Below are 14,180 nucleotides of genomic sequence, written 5' to 3' on the forward strand. Positions count from 1 at the left end.
TCTTTTTGTCGCGCAGCCCGTTGGCGTGCGCCGTGTCCGCCAGCCTGTTGAGCCTGGCGCTCGTTTCCCTGCCTGCCGCCGCACAACCCGCCTCGCCCGGCGTCATCGCCATGACGGCCGACCAGCAGACCGCGCTCGGCGTGCGGCTTGCCACGGTGCAGGCCGCCGCGGCCGCGCAGATCGACCTGCCCGCCCGCGTGGCCGTGCCGCTGTCGCAGCAGGCGGTTGTTTCTGCTCCTGCCGCCGGAATGATCACCCGCCTGCTGGTCAACCCGGGCGATACGGTGAAAAGCGGCCAGCCGCTGGCCGAGCTCAGCAGCCCGCAAATCGCCCAGTTGCAGCGCGAGCGCAGCGAGGCGCAAAGCCGATACGACCTGGCGCAGCGCCAGTTGCAGCGCGACACCACGCTGGTGAACGAGGGCATCGTGCCCGGCGCCCGACTCGAGGCGGCCCGCGCGCAAAGCCGCGAGGCGCAAGCCATGCTGGCCGAACGCAATCTGGCGCTCAAGCTGGCCGCAGGCGGCGCTGCGCTCAACGGCGTGGCCATCTTGCGCGCCCCCATCGCCGGGGTCATCACCGAAACCACAGCCTTGCCAGGCCAGCGGGTCGATATGGCCGCGCCGCTGTTCCGCATTGCGCAGCAAGGCCAGTTGTGGCTGGAAATGGAAGCCAGCCCACAGCAGGCGAGCGGCATTCAGGTGGGCGCCGAAGTGGAGGTGCCCGCACTGCAGGCGCGAGGGGTGGTGCAGGCCAAGTCCACCGCGCTGAACGCGGGGCAGAGCGTGCTGATTCGCGTGCGCGTCACCCAATCCGGCGGTCTGCAAGCGGGCGCCGTGGTGCAGGCGCGCTTGAACCTGCCGGCGCAAGCCGGGGTGTGGCGTGTGCCGCCCGCCGCGGTGACGAAGATCAATGGCCGCGATGTCGTGCTCACGGTGACGAAACAGGGCTTTCGCATCGTGCCGGTCACCGTGGCCGGTCGTCTGAATGACGCGGTGATGGTCAGCGGCCCGCTGAAGGCTGGCGACAAGGTGGCAGCCACTGGCGTCGTGGCGATCAAGGCGGCCGCTGGCGAGGTGGCGCCATGAATTTGATGTTTCTCACGCATGGCGCTTTGCGCCAACGCCTGCTGACCCTCGGCGCGATGCTGGCGCTGGTGGCGGGCGGCATTTTTGCCTGGCGCGCGCTGCCCATCGACGCCTTTCCCGACGTGTCTTCGCCGCAGGTGAAAGTCATCATGAAAGTGCCGGGCATGACCCCGGAGGAGGTGGAGACGCGGGTTGTCCTGCCCATCGAGCAAGAGGTGCTGGGCATTGCCAACAAGCGCATCGTGCGTTCGGTGTCGAAGTACGGCATTGCCGACATCACGGTGGATTTCGTCGAGGGCACCGATGTGTATTGGGCGCGTCAACAGGTGGGAGAGGCTCTGGCGAATGTGCGCGGCGACCTGCCGGCTTCGGCGATGGGCGGGCTCGCCCCCATCACCACGCCTTTGTCCGACCTGTACATGTTCACCATCGAGGGACCGGCCAGCCTGGAAGAGAAGCGCAGCGCGCTGCAATGGCTCATCCGCCCGGTGCTGCGCACCGTGCCCGGCGTGGCCGATGTGAACATGCTCGGCGGCGATGTACGCGCCTTCGCTGTGCAGCCCGATCCGGCGCGGCTGGCGGCCTGGGGACTGTCGCTCAATCAGTTGCGCACCGCGCTGCAGGTCAACAACAGCAATGACGGCGCCGGCCGCCTGGACGAAGGCGAAGAAACCCGCATCGTGCGGGTGCAGGGCGCATTCGCCAATGCCGACGACATTCGCAACACCGTCGTCGCCAATGTGCGCGGCACGCCGGTGCGCATCAGCGATGTGGCACAGGTCAGCGTGGACAGCAGCACGCGCTACGGCATCGTCACCGCAAACGGCAAGGGCGAGGCGGTCGAGGGCATTGTGCTCGGCCTGCGCGGCGCCAATGCGCAGCAGGTGATCCACGGGGTGAAAGCACGCCTGGCCGAGCTGGAGCCGCGTCTGCCCCAAGGCATGACCATCAAGGTGTTCTACGACCGCAGCCAGCTGGTCGAGCGCGCCGTGGGCACCGTGCTCGAAGCGCTGGGCGAGGCCGTAGTGCTGGTGATCGTCATGCTGCTGCTGTTCCTCGGCAACTGGCGCGCAGCGCTCGTCGTGGCCATCACCCTGCCGCTATCGGCCCTGGCGACCTTCATTCTCATGCGCTGGTTTGGACTGAGCGCCAACCTCATGAGTCTGGGCGGTCTGGCCATTGCGCTGGGCATGCTGGTCGATGCCGCCGTGGTGGTGGTGGAAAACCTGGTGAACCACATGAGCCACGACCCTGAGCACGCGCCGGATCGCAGCCCGGGCGGCGCCACCACCGACCGTCTGGGACGCATCCTGCGCGGGGTGTCGGAAGTGGCGGGTCCGGTGCTGTCGGGCGTGGCCATCATCGCCATCGTCTTTTTGCCGCTGCTCACCCTCGAAGGGCTGGAGGGCAAGCTGTTCCGCCCCGTGGCGCTGACCATCGTGTTCGCGCTGGGCGCGTCGCTGCTCATCGCCCTGACCATCGTGCCCGTGATGGCGTCGCTGCTGCTCAAGACCGCGTCGCACACCGACCCCTGGCTGGTGCGCAAGCTCTCTGCGGGTTATCGGCGCGTGCTGGACTGGAGCTTCAATCACACCCGCATCGTCGTGACCGTGGCGCTGCTGTCGCTCGTGGCCGCAGGCTGGGCCTACACCCGGGTGGGCAAGACTTTCATGCCCACGCTCGATGAAGGCGATGTGATCGTGCAACTGCAAAAGCTGCCCTCGGTCAGCCTGGGCGCCACCGCCGCGCTCGATCTGCGGGTGCAGCAGGCGCTGCTCAAAGAGGTGCCCGAGATCAAGTCCATCGTCGCCCGCAGCGGCTCGGACGATCTGGGCCTCGACCCCATGGGACTGAACGAGACCGACACCTTCCTGGTACTCAAACCCATGTCGCAGTGGCGCGGCAGCAAAGACGAGGTGATCGAGGCCATGCGCAAGGTGCTGGAACGCTTCCCCGGCGTGGACTTCGGCTTCACCCAGCCGATCGAGATGCGCGTGTCCGAAATGCTCACGGGTAGCCGCGGCGATCTGGTGGTGAAAATCTTCGGCCCCGACATCGCCCAGCTGGGCGATCTGTCGCAACAGGTGGCCGAGACCCTTAAAGCCGTGCCCGGCGCGCAGGAAGTGCTCGCCGCCCGACCGGAAGGCGTGCAATACCTCACCGTGCAAGTCGATCGTCTTGCCGCGGGCCGCGCCGGGTTCGATGTGGACAGCCTGCAGCAAGACCTGCGCGCCCTGGTCGAAGGCCAACCGCAGGGCATGGTGCTCGAAGGCGTGCGCCGCACCCCGCTGCTGCTACGCGGGGGCGCCGATCTGCGCAGCAATCCGCAGGCGTTTGCCCAGGTATCGATCACCGCGCCGGACGGCACCGCCTACCCGCTGTCGCAACTCGCCCGCCTCACCCCCACGCAAGGTCCGGTGCTGGTGGCGCATGAAGACGGCAGCCGTTTTGCCGCGGTGCAGGCCAATGTCAGCGGGCGCGATCTGGTGAGCTATGTGGCCGACGCCAAGCAGGCCGTGGCCACCAAGGTGAAGCTGCCAGAAGGCTTCCGGCTGGAGTGGGGCGGCCAGTTCGAGAACCAGCAACGCGCCGCAGCGCGCCTGGGGCTGGTGGTGCCAGTGGCGCTGGCGCTGATTTTCGTGCTGCTGATGACCACCTTCGGCTCGGTGCGGCAGTCGGTGCTGGTGTTCGCCAACATTCCCTTCGCTCTCGTCGGCGGGGTGATTGCGTTGTGGGCCAGCGGGCAATACATGTCGGTGCCGGCCTCGGTGGGCTTCATCGCGTTGCTGGGCATTGCCGTGCTCAACGGCGTGGTGCTGGTCAGCCATTTCAACGAGCTGCTGCAGCGCGGGCTTCCGTTGGCGCAGGCCGTGCGCGATGGCGCCATGCGCCGACTGCGGCCGGTGATGATGACCGCCACCATCACCGCGTTCAGCCTCATCCCCCTGCTCTCGGCCACCGGGCCGGGCTCGGAAATCCAGAAGCCGCTGGCCATCGTGGTCATCGGCGGATTGATCACGTCCACCGCCCTGACCCTGGTGCTGCTGCCCCTGATGTTTGCCCGCTTCGGTCTGCCGCGCATTGCGCGCGAGACCGAAGCCGCAACCCAAAAGACGGAGAACGTCTGATGAAACCGCTATCCAAACATTTTTCCTTGAGTGCATTGAGTGCCGCGCTTGCCCTTACGCTGACCGCGGCTCCCACCTGGAGCGCCGAGAAGGCATGGGCCAAGTCGGCGGATACGCCTTCGTTGCAAGCCGCCCTGCCCGCCTTGAGCGAACTGCCGAGCCCGACACTGCCGCAAATCGCCGCAGTTGACCAGATCCTGACCGAAACACCCGCGCTGCAAGAGGCGCAAGCCCTGCAACAGGCTGCCGCACAAAACGGCGCCGTGCTGCGCGCCGGAACCAACGAATTCACCGGTCAGGCGCAGGTGCAGCAGCGCCGCATCGAGTCACTGCCCGACAGCGGGCGCTACAACGAATGGCAGTTGCTCATCAACCGCCAGTTGCGTCTGCCGTCGCAGGCGCAGGCCGATGGCCGCATGGCCGAAGCGTTGCAGACTTCGGCGCAGGCCGCACTGGTCGCGACGCGCCAGCAGTTTCTCGGCGCCTTGCTGACCGCCTGGTTCGCGGCCCAGCGCGCGCAGGCCGAGGCCGTGCTGGCGCAGCAGGATCTCGACTTGATCAATGCCCAGGTCAAGGCGCTGCAGCGTCGCCAGTCTCTGGGGGACGCCAGCGTGCTGGAGCTGGAGCAGATGCAGGCCGAACAGGCCCGGGCGCAATCGACTCTACTGCTCGCGCAAGGCATGGCGGCCAGCAGCCGCGCCGCCTTGTTTGCGCGCTATCCGGCGCTGTCGCGCGGCGGCAGTCTGCAAGGTCAGAACGATCCCGGCGCGCTCGCACTGCCTACCCTGAACGCCGAGCAACTGAGCGCGCGGGCGGTGCAAGCCAGCCCGTTGCTGATCCAACAGGGCGCCATGCTGCGAAAGGCGCAGGCGATGGCAGCGCAAGCCCACGCCGCGCGCACGCCGCAACCTACGGTGGGCGCCTACATCGGGTCGGACCGCGGGGGTAGCGAGCGCATCGTCGGCCTGCAGTTCGCCATGCCGTTTGGCGGCTCGGCGCGCGTGTCGCAAGAGCGTGCCGCGCTGGCAGAAGCGGATGCCGCGCAGTGGCGTCTGCGCGATCTGCAGGCGCAGGTCGAAGCGGACTTCCAGCGGCTTTACGCCGATGCACAGGCGCAGGGGGCTGCGGTCAAAGCCACCGAACAGGCCGCGCAGGTGCAGACCCAGGCCAGCAACCGCATGTTGCGCGCCTATCAGTTGGGCGAAGCTGGTCTTTCGGACTGGCTGCTCGCCCGTCGCAGCGCGCTGGAGTCCACCAAGCTGGTTCTGCAAGCGCGTTTCGACGCGGCGACCTCCAGCGCTCAACTCAAGCTGCAAACCGGATTGCTTTACGAACTGACGCCGTAGGCAATGCATTTGCCCCTAACCGCCCGCCGTCGAACCCGCGAGGACAGAGCCCCCCTGATGGGCCGTCTGGGTTCAATACACCGGCCAGTCGCGCATGGAAAACAGGCGCTGGTGCTCGCGGATGGCGTAGCGGTCGGTCATGCCGGCCAGATAGTCGGCGATGGCGCGGGGCTGGCGGGCAGCGTCCTCCCGCTGATAGGCGCGCGGCAGCAGGCGCGTATCGGCGTGATAGGCCTCAAATAATTCGGTGAGCAATCGCTGCGCCTTGGTAGTGTTGCGCAGCACGTCGGGGTGTCGGTAGAGGCGATGCAGCAGAAGCTGCTGGAGCTGCTGCAACTGCTCTTGCACCGGCGGGCTGAAGGCCGCCAGTGGCGGCGCGGCGCGCACGGCGTCGGGCGAATCGACGCCTGACTGACGGATGCGCTGCGCCGTTTCGGCCACCAGGTCGGCAATGAGCGCCGAGATCATGCGGCGGATGGTTTCGGCCACGCGCCGCCGCCCCTGCACGGCCGGGTAGGCGCGTTGCACGGCGTCGAGGTGCCCGGCGAAGAACGGCACCGTCTGCAACTCCTCCAGGTCGATCAGGCCCGCGCGCAGGCCGTCGTCGATGTCGTGATTGTTGTAGGCGATGGCGTCGGCCAGGTTGGTGATCTGCGCTTCCAGACTGGGTTGGCCGCCCTGCAGAAAGCGCGCGCCGATTTCGCCCAGATGTTCGGCGTTGCGGCGTGAGCAATGTTTGAGCACACCCTCGCGGGTTTCGAAGCTGAGGTTCAGGCCGTTGAAGGCGGCGTAGCGCTCTTCCAGTGTGGTGACCACGCGCAGCGATTGCAGGTTGTGCTCGAAACCGCCGCCCTGGGGGGCATGTTTTCGCATGCAGGCGCCCAGCGCATCTTGCCCGGCATGGCCGAAAGGCGTGTGTCCCAGATCGTGCGCCAGGGCCAGCGCCTCGGTGAGGTCTTCGTTCAAGCGCAGTGCCCGGGCGAGAGCGCGAGCGATTTGCGCGACTTCCAGGCTGTGCGTCAGGCGGGTGCGAAACAGATCGCCCTCGTGGTTGAGAAACACCTGGGTTTTATATTCCAGCCGCCGAAAGGCCGAGCTGTGGATGATGCGGTCGCGGTCGCGCTGGTAGCCAGTGCGATCCAGCGGCGGCGGTTCGGCATGTTCACGCCCGCGAGAGGTGGCCTCAACACAGGCGTAGGCGGCAAGCGTCATGCCGAGGGCACGGCTTGCGGCTGCGACGGCTGCAGATGCGCGGCTATGCTGGCCTGCGCTTCCGCCATGGGCGCAGCGCGCAGCACCGGGCGCCCTAGCCCGTTGAGCAGCACAAAACGCACTTCGCCGCCCTCGGTCTTCTTGTCCACCTGCATCCACTCGGCCCAGCGCTCGGCGCCCAGGTCGGGCGCGCGCACGGGCAGACCGGCGCGGGCGATCAGCCGCGCCAGCCGCTCGGCCTCTGCGGGGGCGAGCAGGCCCAGACGCACCGACAGATCGGCCGCCAGCACCATGCCCGCGCCCACCGCTTCACCGTGCAGCCAGTTGCCATAGCCCATACCGGCCTCGATGGCGTGACCGAAGGTGTGGCCGAAGTTGAGGATGGCGCGCAGCCCGGTCTCGGTTTCGTCCTGCGCCACCACCTTCGCCTTGATGCGGCAGCAGCGCGCCACGGCCTCGGCCAGGGCGGCGGCGTCCTGCGCCCTGAGCGCGTCGATATGCGCTTCGAGCCAGGCGAGGAAATCGACATCGGCAATCGCCGCGTGCTTGATGACCTCCGCCAAACCGGCCGACAGTTCGCGCGGCGGCAGGGTGTGCAAGGTGGACAGGTCGGCCACCACCAGCCGGGGTTGATAGAAGGCCCCGATCATGTTCTTGCCCAGCGGATGGTTGATCGCGGTCTTCCCGCCTACCGAAGAATCCACCTGCGCCAGCAGCGTGGTGGGCACCTGCACGAAAGGCACGCCCCGCATATAACTGGCGGCGGCAAAGCCCGTCATATCACCAATCACCCCGCCGCCCAGCGCGAACAGCGTAGTCTTGCGGTCGCACTGGTGGCGCAGCAGATCGGTGAAGATCTGGTCGAGCGTCTCCCAGGTCTTGTACTGCTCGCCATCGGGCAGAGTGCAGCGCAGCACCCGCGCGAAATGCGGTTGCAGACTTTGCTCCAGCCGCGCTGCATAAAGCGGGGCCACCGTGGTGTTGGTCACGATCAGTGCCGTGCCCTTGGGCGAGGCAACCGCAGCGAAAGTGTCGGGCGCACCGAGCAAGCCGCTGGCGATGCGAATGTCATACGCGCGGGTGTCGAGCGCGATGCGAACCGTGGTCATGTGAGCATCCTGTTCTGAAGCAGGACCCGATTGTAGAAAGCCGCGTCAAGGCCGCATCCAAGTGCGGCCAAGCGCCAAGGAATCTCCCTGCCGGGCCAGCGTCCTCGCGCCCGTGCACTCAATCTCGTCGATCTGCCGCCGACAACACCCCAGCGAGTTCAAGCTGCATCTGCACCATATTGGTCAGCAGGGCCGGAGAAGGCCGTCCCGTGTCCATCACGAAATGCGCCGTCTCCCGATACAGAGGATCGCGCACACGAAACAATTCATGCAGCTTGGCCCGCGCATCGCCTTGTTGCAGCAAAGGCCGATTGCGGTCGTTGCGCAAGCGATGCGCAAGATCGTCTGGGCTGGCGCGCAGATAGACCACCGTACCCCGTTCGTGCAGCGCCTTGCGGTTTTCCGGCCTCAGCACCGCACCGCCCCCGGTAGCGAGCACGATGCCCTCAAGCTGCGTCAGCGCGTCAATGGCACGCGCCTCGATGTCGCGAAACCCCGCCTCACCCAGCCGAGAAAACAGCGTGGAAATCGTGCAACCCTGCTCGCGCTCGATCTCATGGTCGCTGTCGATGAACCGAAGGCCGACTCGTTGCGCGAGCGTGCGACCGACGGTGGTTTTTCCGGCGCCCATGAGGCCAATCAAATAAATACTTTTAATAAAATACCTTTTGATAACGGTAGAGAATTTTTTATCAGCAAAAATCAGTGCGTTAGATCCGCGGAGGTAACAATTTTTGGAGTCAGAAACACCATCAATTCATTTTTGTTATACATTTTACTATTATTCTTGAATAGATTACCAAGAACCGGAATATCCCCCAGCAGCGGCACTTTATCCGTTTGATTCTGCTCTTGCGAAGTATATATACCACCCAGCACCACGGTACCGCCGTTTTCCACCTGGACCTGGGTAGCCACGGTATTGGTATTGATGGAGGGCACACCCGCCGTTGAGGCACCCGGGCTGTCTTTGTGAATCTCCACGTTCATAATTACATTCCCGTCCGGCGTGATTTGCGGAGTGACATCCAAGCTCAAAACTGCCTTCTTGAAAGTCACTGCGGTCGCGCCGCTGGAAGTGGCCTGCTGATAAGGAATTTCAGTCCCCTGTTCAATGGTGGCCTTACTCAAATCGGCCGTGATGACGCGCGGTGAAGAAATGATTTTGCCTTTGCCATCCGCTTCCATGGCCGAAAGCTCAAGGTTGATGAAACGGTTGGCCGCTGCGTTGAAAAGGCTGATGCCTAACGAACTTGGCGTTGCGCCCGCCAACAAACTACCAGCTAAACCAAACGCGGGAAGATTGACAAACTGAGAGTCTGTTACCGTTGCTCCGGTTGCATTATTTTGACCAGTCTGCTGGGAGACACCGAGATAATCACCCGAAACAGAGACTCCAGGTGTATTGCCTCCCGTACCCGGAAGATTGTTGTTCAGAAAACCCAGCTTCACCCCAAGGCTGCGTCCAAACTGATCGCTGGCTTCCACAATCCGCGCTTCGATCATGACCTGGCGCACAGGCTTGTCGATCTTGGCGATGAGTTGGGCGACTTCTTCGAGCTTGGAGGGAATGTCGGTGACAAAAATCTGGTTGGTGCGGGGGTCAGCCAGCACTGTGCCACGCGGGGAGAGGATGCGCGAGGTGGGCGCTGCGGAACTGGACAGGCCGGGCAACAGAACCGGAGAAGGCGTTGCCGTCGCGCCAGACTGCGCGCCCCCAGCGGCGCCCGTCAGCATGGCGACCACGGTAGCGGCTTTCTGGTAGTTGAGCTGGAAGGTCTCTGACTTCACCGGCTCAAGGGCGCTGAGCGATTTTTTCGCCTCGAGATCGGCCTTTTCACGGGCGAGGATTTCGTCTCGCGGTGCGATCCACAGCACATTGCCTTCCTTGCGTTCGCCCAAGCCCTTGGCGCGGAGGATGACTTGCAGCGCCTGATCCCAAGGCACGTCTTTCAGTCGCAGGGTGAGGTTGCCGGTGACGGAATCACTGACCACCACGTTCAGGTGCGTGAAGTCGGCGAACACTTGCAGCAGCGAGCGCACGTCGATGTTCTGGAAATTGAGAGAGAGCTTTTGGCCGTGGAAGCCGGGGCCGTTGCCTTGCACCAAGGCATTCGGGTTGGGCTGGGTGCGACGCAATTCGACGACGAACTGGTCGTCAGCCTGGTAGGCGCTTTGCTCGTAGTCGCCATTGGGCTGAATGACCATGCGCACGTTGTCGCCCATCTGGAAGGTGGTGATGGAGGTGACAGGGGTGGCGAAATCGGTGACGTCGAGGCGACGGCGCAGGTCGGCGGGCAGCGAGGTTTTGAGGAAATCGACAACGATATTCTGGCCCTGTTGGTGAATGTCCACGCCCACCTGATTGTTGGGCAGGTTGACGATCACGCGGCCCGCGCCGTCGGTGCTGCGCTTGAAGTTGATGGCCCGAAGCGCAACTTGATGGGTATTGAGGTTGTCGGCGAAGTGCACGGTCTGGGCTTGCGGAGCCCCCGTGGCGGCAGAAGTCGCGGCTGCTTGTTCGTGCGTGGTATTGAGCAGCACGAGCAGGCGATTGCCATCCAACTGGGTTTTATAGGTGGCAGACTGGCGCAGGTTGAGCACCATGCGGGTGCGGCCCTGGGCCTGCACCACGTTGACCGAACGCAGATTGCCCTGCTCGAAGTTGACGGTCTGGCGATCGAGCGCCGAATCAACGCCGGGAAAATCGAGCACGATGCGAGCCGGCTGGTCGATCACGAAGCCATTGGGCGCGGCGCTCAGAGGCTGCGCCAGATTGACCTGCACCACGGTTTCCGTGCCCTGCCGACTGGCGGTGACGTTCTGGATCGCGTTGCTGGCGGCGTAAGCCGGAACGGCCCCAAGCCCCAATACGACCGCTACGGTCAACAGTGCAGCCCCCAGAAATCCGTTAAAAAGCGGCCGTTTGAAAGGCGTCTTCATTGTGTGCTCTCCTGCAATTGAAGGGTTGCCGGGTGCTCGACCCAATCGCCTGTGGCGTCTTGCACCAGTTCCCTCAAATCGACTTGGCTATCAGTGATTTTGATGATCTTTCCGAAGTGCTGGCCGGCATACTCGCCGACATGCGCCCGGTACAACAGGTTGCCCGCCTTGAGCAGGGCGTATTGCTGCCCTTTGATCTTCACGCTGCCCACCATTTGAATCTGGTCGAGTGAATACGCCTCAAGCGGCTGCTTGGGACGGGCCAGCTCGGCCTGCAGCAGCGGGTTGAGCTGCTGCACCTCCTGCCGCACGCCCACTTCGAGTTTGGTCGAGGAGAACGGATCGGTGCCGATCGTCGGGTCGTAAACGGCAGGAATGAAAGGCTTGGGTGGCTCGATGGGCTTGATGCGCGGGTGCATGCTGGCGCGCTGTTGCGCCATCCACTCGCGCAGGTCTTCATGCTGCTGGCCGCAGCCCGACAGGAGGGCCGCTGACAACAGAGCCGCAGAAATCAGCGGCAAACGAAAGCGCTGAAAGTGCTGATATGGGCTAACGCGGTGCAAACTCATTTCGCCCCTCCCGGTTTTTTCGCCTGCTTGGCCTGGGCGGCGATTTCATCGGCGTCCAGATAGCGGAAGGTCTTGGCCGTGGCGTCCATGACCATCGGGGCGCCGGTCTTGCCCGTATTGGCCGTCAGGCTGATGTTGTTGAGGGTCACGATGCGCGAGAGCTTGGCGATATCGGTGGCGAAGCCCGCCAGATCGGTATAGCCGCCGTCGAGCTTGATCGAAATCGGCAGTTCGGCGTAATAGGGTTTCACATCCACCTGACCCGGTTTGAACAGCTGGAATTGCAAACCGCGGCCAATGCCCGCCTGGTTGATGTCGGAGAGCAGGGCGTCCATTTCGGCCTTGCTCGGCAATTGTTTTTCCAGCAGGGCCACGTATTGCTGCACCTGGGCTTTCTGCGCCTTGAGCAGATCGAGGCTGACGGCCTGTTCGAGTTTGTTCTTGTATTCCTGACGCAAGGTGACTTCCTGCTGCTGGGCCGAGGTGAGTTCGTCACGCGTGCCCGACAGCCAGGCATACCAGCCCAACCCCAGGGTCAGCAAAAAGGCAGCGACATAGACGGTGTTGCGCGGCCAGGCCGGCCAGGCGCCCGGATCGTTGGGGTTGAGCCCGCGGAACTGTGCCGAAATGTCCTGAAACGCGCCGTTCAGGTCGATTTTTGAGAGTTTGGAGGTCGCCATCAGTGTCGCCTCACGAAGGATTCTTGGCCATTGGCGCCGCACCTGAAGTGGCACCCGAGGCGGCGCCCGCCGGCGTGGGCCGCTTGAGGGTGGCGCGCAACTGGAACTGCGCCACGACGCGCGCCGCATTGCCAGCCGCAGCGGGAGCAATCTGCGAGCGGATCTCGATCAGTTCAGGCTTTTCGAGCCAGCCGTCAGGGCGGCTCAGATTGCGCAGAAAATCGGCCACGCGCTCCTGGCTGAGCGCGACGCCCTGAATGAGCACAGTCGCCCCGTCCTGGCGAATCTGCGAGAGCTGAACCCCGGTCGGCGTGTCTTTGGTCAGATCGTCGAACAGGTGCACCGGCAGGTTGCGGTCGGCCTGCAGACCCTCAACCGCATCTTGGCGCGCCCGCAGCGCTTCGATCTCGGCCTTGAGCGAGGCGATGTCCTTGATCTGGCTGTCGAGTTTGGCGTTTTCCGCCTTCAGGAAGTCGTTGCGGCTTTGTTGCTGGGTGATCATTTCACTCAGCACGGTGTAGCCGAGCGCCAGCACCAGCCCGCCCAGCACAATGGAGGCAAAAACTCCCGCATAGAAGGCCTCGCGCCGTTTTTTGCGCTTGGCATCCCGGTGGGGGAGCAGATTGATCAACACGATATTCATGACAGATCCCGTTGCTGCGTCATTGCAGGAAACGCCGCATCGCCAAGCCGCAGCAGGTCAGATAGGACGGCGCCTGACTTCGCAGCTTCTTTTCGCGCACGGATTCGGCAACCGCCATGCCCTCGAACGGGTTGATGACCATGCAGGCCACCGAAGCCGTTGCGGTAATTTTTTCCGCCAGACCGGGCAAGGCCGACGAGCCGCCGGCCAGCAGGATGTAGTCGACCCGGCCAAACGGCGTGGCGCGATAGAAGAACTGCAGCGCCCGCGCGATTTCCTGCGTGAGACTGTCCATATAGGGCGCCAGCACCTGCGTGGCGTAGTCGTCCGGCAGGTCGGCGGCGCGTTTCTTGGCCTCGGCCTCCTCGAGCGAAAAACCGTAGGTGCGGGCGATCATCTGGGTGAGCTGCGCACCACCGAAGGCCTGATCGCGGTCGTAGAGGGTTTCACCGTTGCGCAGAATCTGCAGGCTGGTGGAACTTGCCCCCACCTCGAACAGCGCCACGAGCAAGTCGAGCCCGGCGCGGGGCAGACGCTCAATCAGACGTTGAGCGGCCAGACGCGAGGCGAAGGCTTCGATATCCATCACCACGGGCTTGAGACCGGCCGCCTCGGCAATACCGCGGCGATCATCCACCTTTTCGCGCCGTGAGGCGGCGATGAGCACCTCCTGGTCGCCAGGAGAGGTGCTGCTGGGGCCGAGGACGCTGAAATCGAGCGCCACCTCATCGATAGCGAACGGAATGTACTGGTTGGCTTCGCTTTCGACCTGCACTTCGATTTCTTCTTCGCGCAACTCGCCCGGAAGAACAATCTTTTTAGTGATGACGGCCGACGGCGGCAGGGCCATGGCGACTTGCTTGGCCTTGGTGCCGCTCTTGCGGACGACCTTGCGCACGGCCTCGACCACATCGTCGAGCTTCTCGATATTGCCATCGACCACGGAACCCTTTTCGAGAGGCTCCATGGCGGCGCGCAGCAAGGTGTACTGGCCGCGGTCATCCATATCGAGCTCAACGAGCTTGACGCTGGAACTGCTGATATCCAGCCCGATCATTGGCGCATAGCGCTTGCGAAACAGACTGCCAAATGTGGCCACTGAAGACCCCCCGATTGATTTGCAACATTGTGCGCAAGCTCGTAGGCCAGCTTTTGGTGCACCGAAATGCGTGCCAGCCCCTGTTGGTGCATCAACCTGCACCCCGGTTTGTTTGCGCTACGAACTCAGATTTTTTCTTCGATCCTACCAACAAGTCCTTGATGTACTAACGTGTAAACCCCGGCCCATCCGAAAAACGTTGCAAAACTCCCACGACGGCTAGGCGGTGAGCATTTGTGATTTCTTACGGCACAACGGCGGGGATTTTTATAATTTGCAACAAAATTTTCTTTCCGCCCTCTCCAAGCGTTTGCTCGTGGGTCGTGCGGCTGCCTCCTTCTCCACTGCGCGCAAGCCGCGTAAGCC

At 63.9% G+C, this 14,180-nt stretch carries 11 protein-coding genes; 3 read left to right on the forward strand and 8 right to left on the reverse strand.

The window, feature by feature from the left end; all coding sequences use genetic code 11:
* Nucleotides 1-32 precede the first annotated feature (32 nt).
* The 3 genes from ABT24_RS00205 to ABT24_RS00215 are packed head-to-tail and all read left to right on the forward strand — an operon-like array spanning nt 33 to nt 5,559.
* Nucleotides 33-1,085, forward strand: coding sequence for an efflux RND transporter periplasmic adaptor subunit (locus ABT24_RS00205; protein ID WP_276727859.1), 1,053 nt, complete (start codon nt 33-35; stop codon nt 1,083-1,085).
* Nucleotides 1,082-4,213: an efflux RND transporter permease subunit gene (locus ABT24_RS00210; protein WP_276727855.1), complete on the forward strand. Its 3,132-nt coding sequence runs from the start codon at nt 1,082-1,084 to the stop codon at nt 4,211-4,213. Before ABT24_RS00205 ends, ABT24_RS00210 begins: the two co-directional genes overlap by 4 nt.
* On the forward strand, nt 4,213-5,559 hold the full coding sequence (locus ABT24_RS00215; RefSeq protein WP_276727852.1) for a TolC family protein: 1,347 nt from the start codon (nt 4,213-4,215) through the stop codon (nt 5,557-5,559). Before ABT24_RS00210 ends, ABT24_RS00215 begins: the two co-directional genes overlap by 1 nt.
* Before the next feature lie 72 nt (nt 5,560-5,631).
* Here ABT24_RS00215 and ABT24_RS00220 read toward each other — a convergent pair whose 3' ends face one another.
* The 8 genes from ABT24_RS00220 to ABT24_RS00255 all read right to left on the reverse strand — a co-directional run bounded on the left by ABT24_RS00220 (nt 5,632) and on the right by ABT24_RS00255 (nt 13,814).
* Complete coding sequence (locus ABT24_RS00220) at nt 5,632-6,771, reverse strand: deoxyguanosinetriphosphate triphosphohydrolase (RefSeq protein ID WP_276727849.1); 1,140 nt, start codon at nt 6,769-6,771, stop codon at nt 5,632-5,634.
* A complete protein-coding gene (gene aroB, locus ABT24_RS00225) occupies nt 6,768-7,880 on the reverse strand; it encodes a 3-dehydroquinate synthase (RefSeq protein WP_286737280.1) in 1,113 nt (370 codons plus the stop codon). The genes ABT24_RS00220 and aroB overlap by 4 nt, the downstream gene beginning before the upstream one ends.
* Nucleotides 7,881-7,998: 118 nt before the next feature.
* Nucleotides 7,999-8,511, reverse strand: coding sequence for a shikimate kinase (locus tag ABT24_RS00230; RefSeq protein ID WP_156055297.1), 513 nt, complete (start codon nt 8,509-8,511; stop codon nt 7,999-8,001).
* A gap of 71 nt (nt 8,512-8,582) precedes the next feature.
* Nucleotides 8,583-10,823, reverse strand: a complete 2,241-nt coding sequence (locus ABT24_RS00235) for a type IV pilus secretin PilQ (RefSeq protein ID WP_276727842.1) — start codon at nt 10,821-10,823, stop codon at nt 8,583-8,585.
* The gene (locus ABT24_RS00240) at nt 10,820-11,392 is read right to left on the reverse strand and encodes a pilus assembly protein PilP (protein WP_276727839.1); all 573 of its coding nucleotides are present in this window, start codon (nt 11,390-11,392) and stop codon (nt 10,820-10,822) included. Before ABT24_RS00240 ends, ABT24_RS00235 begins: the two co-directional genes overlap by 4 nt.
* Entirely contained in the window at nt 11,389-12,072 is a 684-nt protein-coding gene (locus ABT24_RS00245) for a type IV pilus inner membrane component PilO (protein WP_013104915.1), read from the reverse strand. The genes ABT24_RS00240 and ABT24_RS00245 overlap by 4 nt, the downstream gene beginning before the upstream one ends.
* Before the next feature lie 10 nt (nt 12,073-12,082).
* Complete coding sequence (locus ABT24_RS00250) at nt 12,083-12,715, reverse strand: PilN domain-containing protein (protein WP_013104914.1); 633 nt, start codon at nt 12,713-12,715, stop codon at nt 12,083-12,085.
* A 19-nt stretch (nt 12,716-12,734) separates the two neighbouring features.
* Entirely contained in the window at nt 12,735-13,814 is a 1,080-nt protein-coding gene (locus ABT24_RS00255) for a pilus assembly protein PilM (RefSeq protein WP_013104913.1), read from the reverse strand.
* Nucleotides 13,815-14,180 lie beyond the last annotated feature (366 nt).

This window comes from Thiomonas sp. SCN 64-16 (assembly GCF_001725585.1).
Classification (GTDB): Bacteria; Pseudomonadota; Gammaproteobacteria; order Burkholderiales; family Burkholderiaceae_C; genus Thiomonas; species Thiomonas arsenitoxydans.

Coding starts and splice junctions, on each gene's coding strand:
- ABT24_RS00210 (WP_276727855.1), top strand. CDS start 1,082: ATGAATTTGATGTTTCTCACGCATGGCGCTTTGCGCCAACGCCTGCTG.
- ABT24_RS00215 (WP_276727852.1), top strand. CDS start 4,213: ATGAAACCGCTATCCAAACATTTTTCCTTGAGTGCATTGAGTGCCGCG.
- ABT24_RS00220 (WP_276727849.1), bottom strand. CDS start 6,771: ATGACGCTTGCCGCCTACGCCTGTGTTGAGGCCACCTCTCGCGGGCGT.
- aroB (WP_286737280.1), bottom strand. CDS start 7,880: ATGACCACGGTTCGCATCGCGCTCGACACCCGCGCGTATGACATTCGC.
- ABT24_RS00230 (WP_156055297.1), bottom strand. CDS start 8,511: ATGGGCGCCGGAAAAACCACCGTCGGTCGCACGCTCGCGCAACGAGTC.
- ABT24_RS00235 (WP_276727842.1), bottom strand. CDS start 10,823: ATGAAGACGCCTTTCAAACGGCCGCTTTTTAACGGATTTCTGGGGGCT.
- ABT24_RS00240 (WP_276727839.1), bottom strand. CDS start 11,392: ATGAGTTTGCACCGCGTTAGCCCATATCAGCACTTTCAGCGCTTTCGT.
- ABT24_RS00245 (WP_013104915.1), bottom strand. CDS start 12,072: ATGGCGACCTCCAAACTCTCAAAAATCGACCTGAACGGCGCGTTTCAG.
- ABT24_RS00250 (WP_013104914.1), bottom strand. CDS start 12,715: ATGAATATCGTGTTGATCAATCTGCTCCCCCACCGGGATGCCAAGCGC.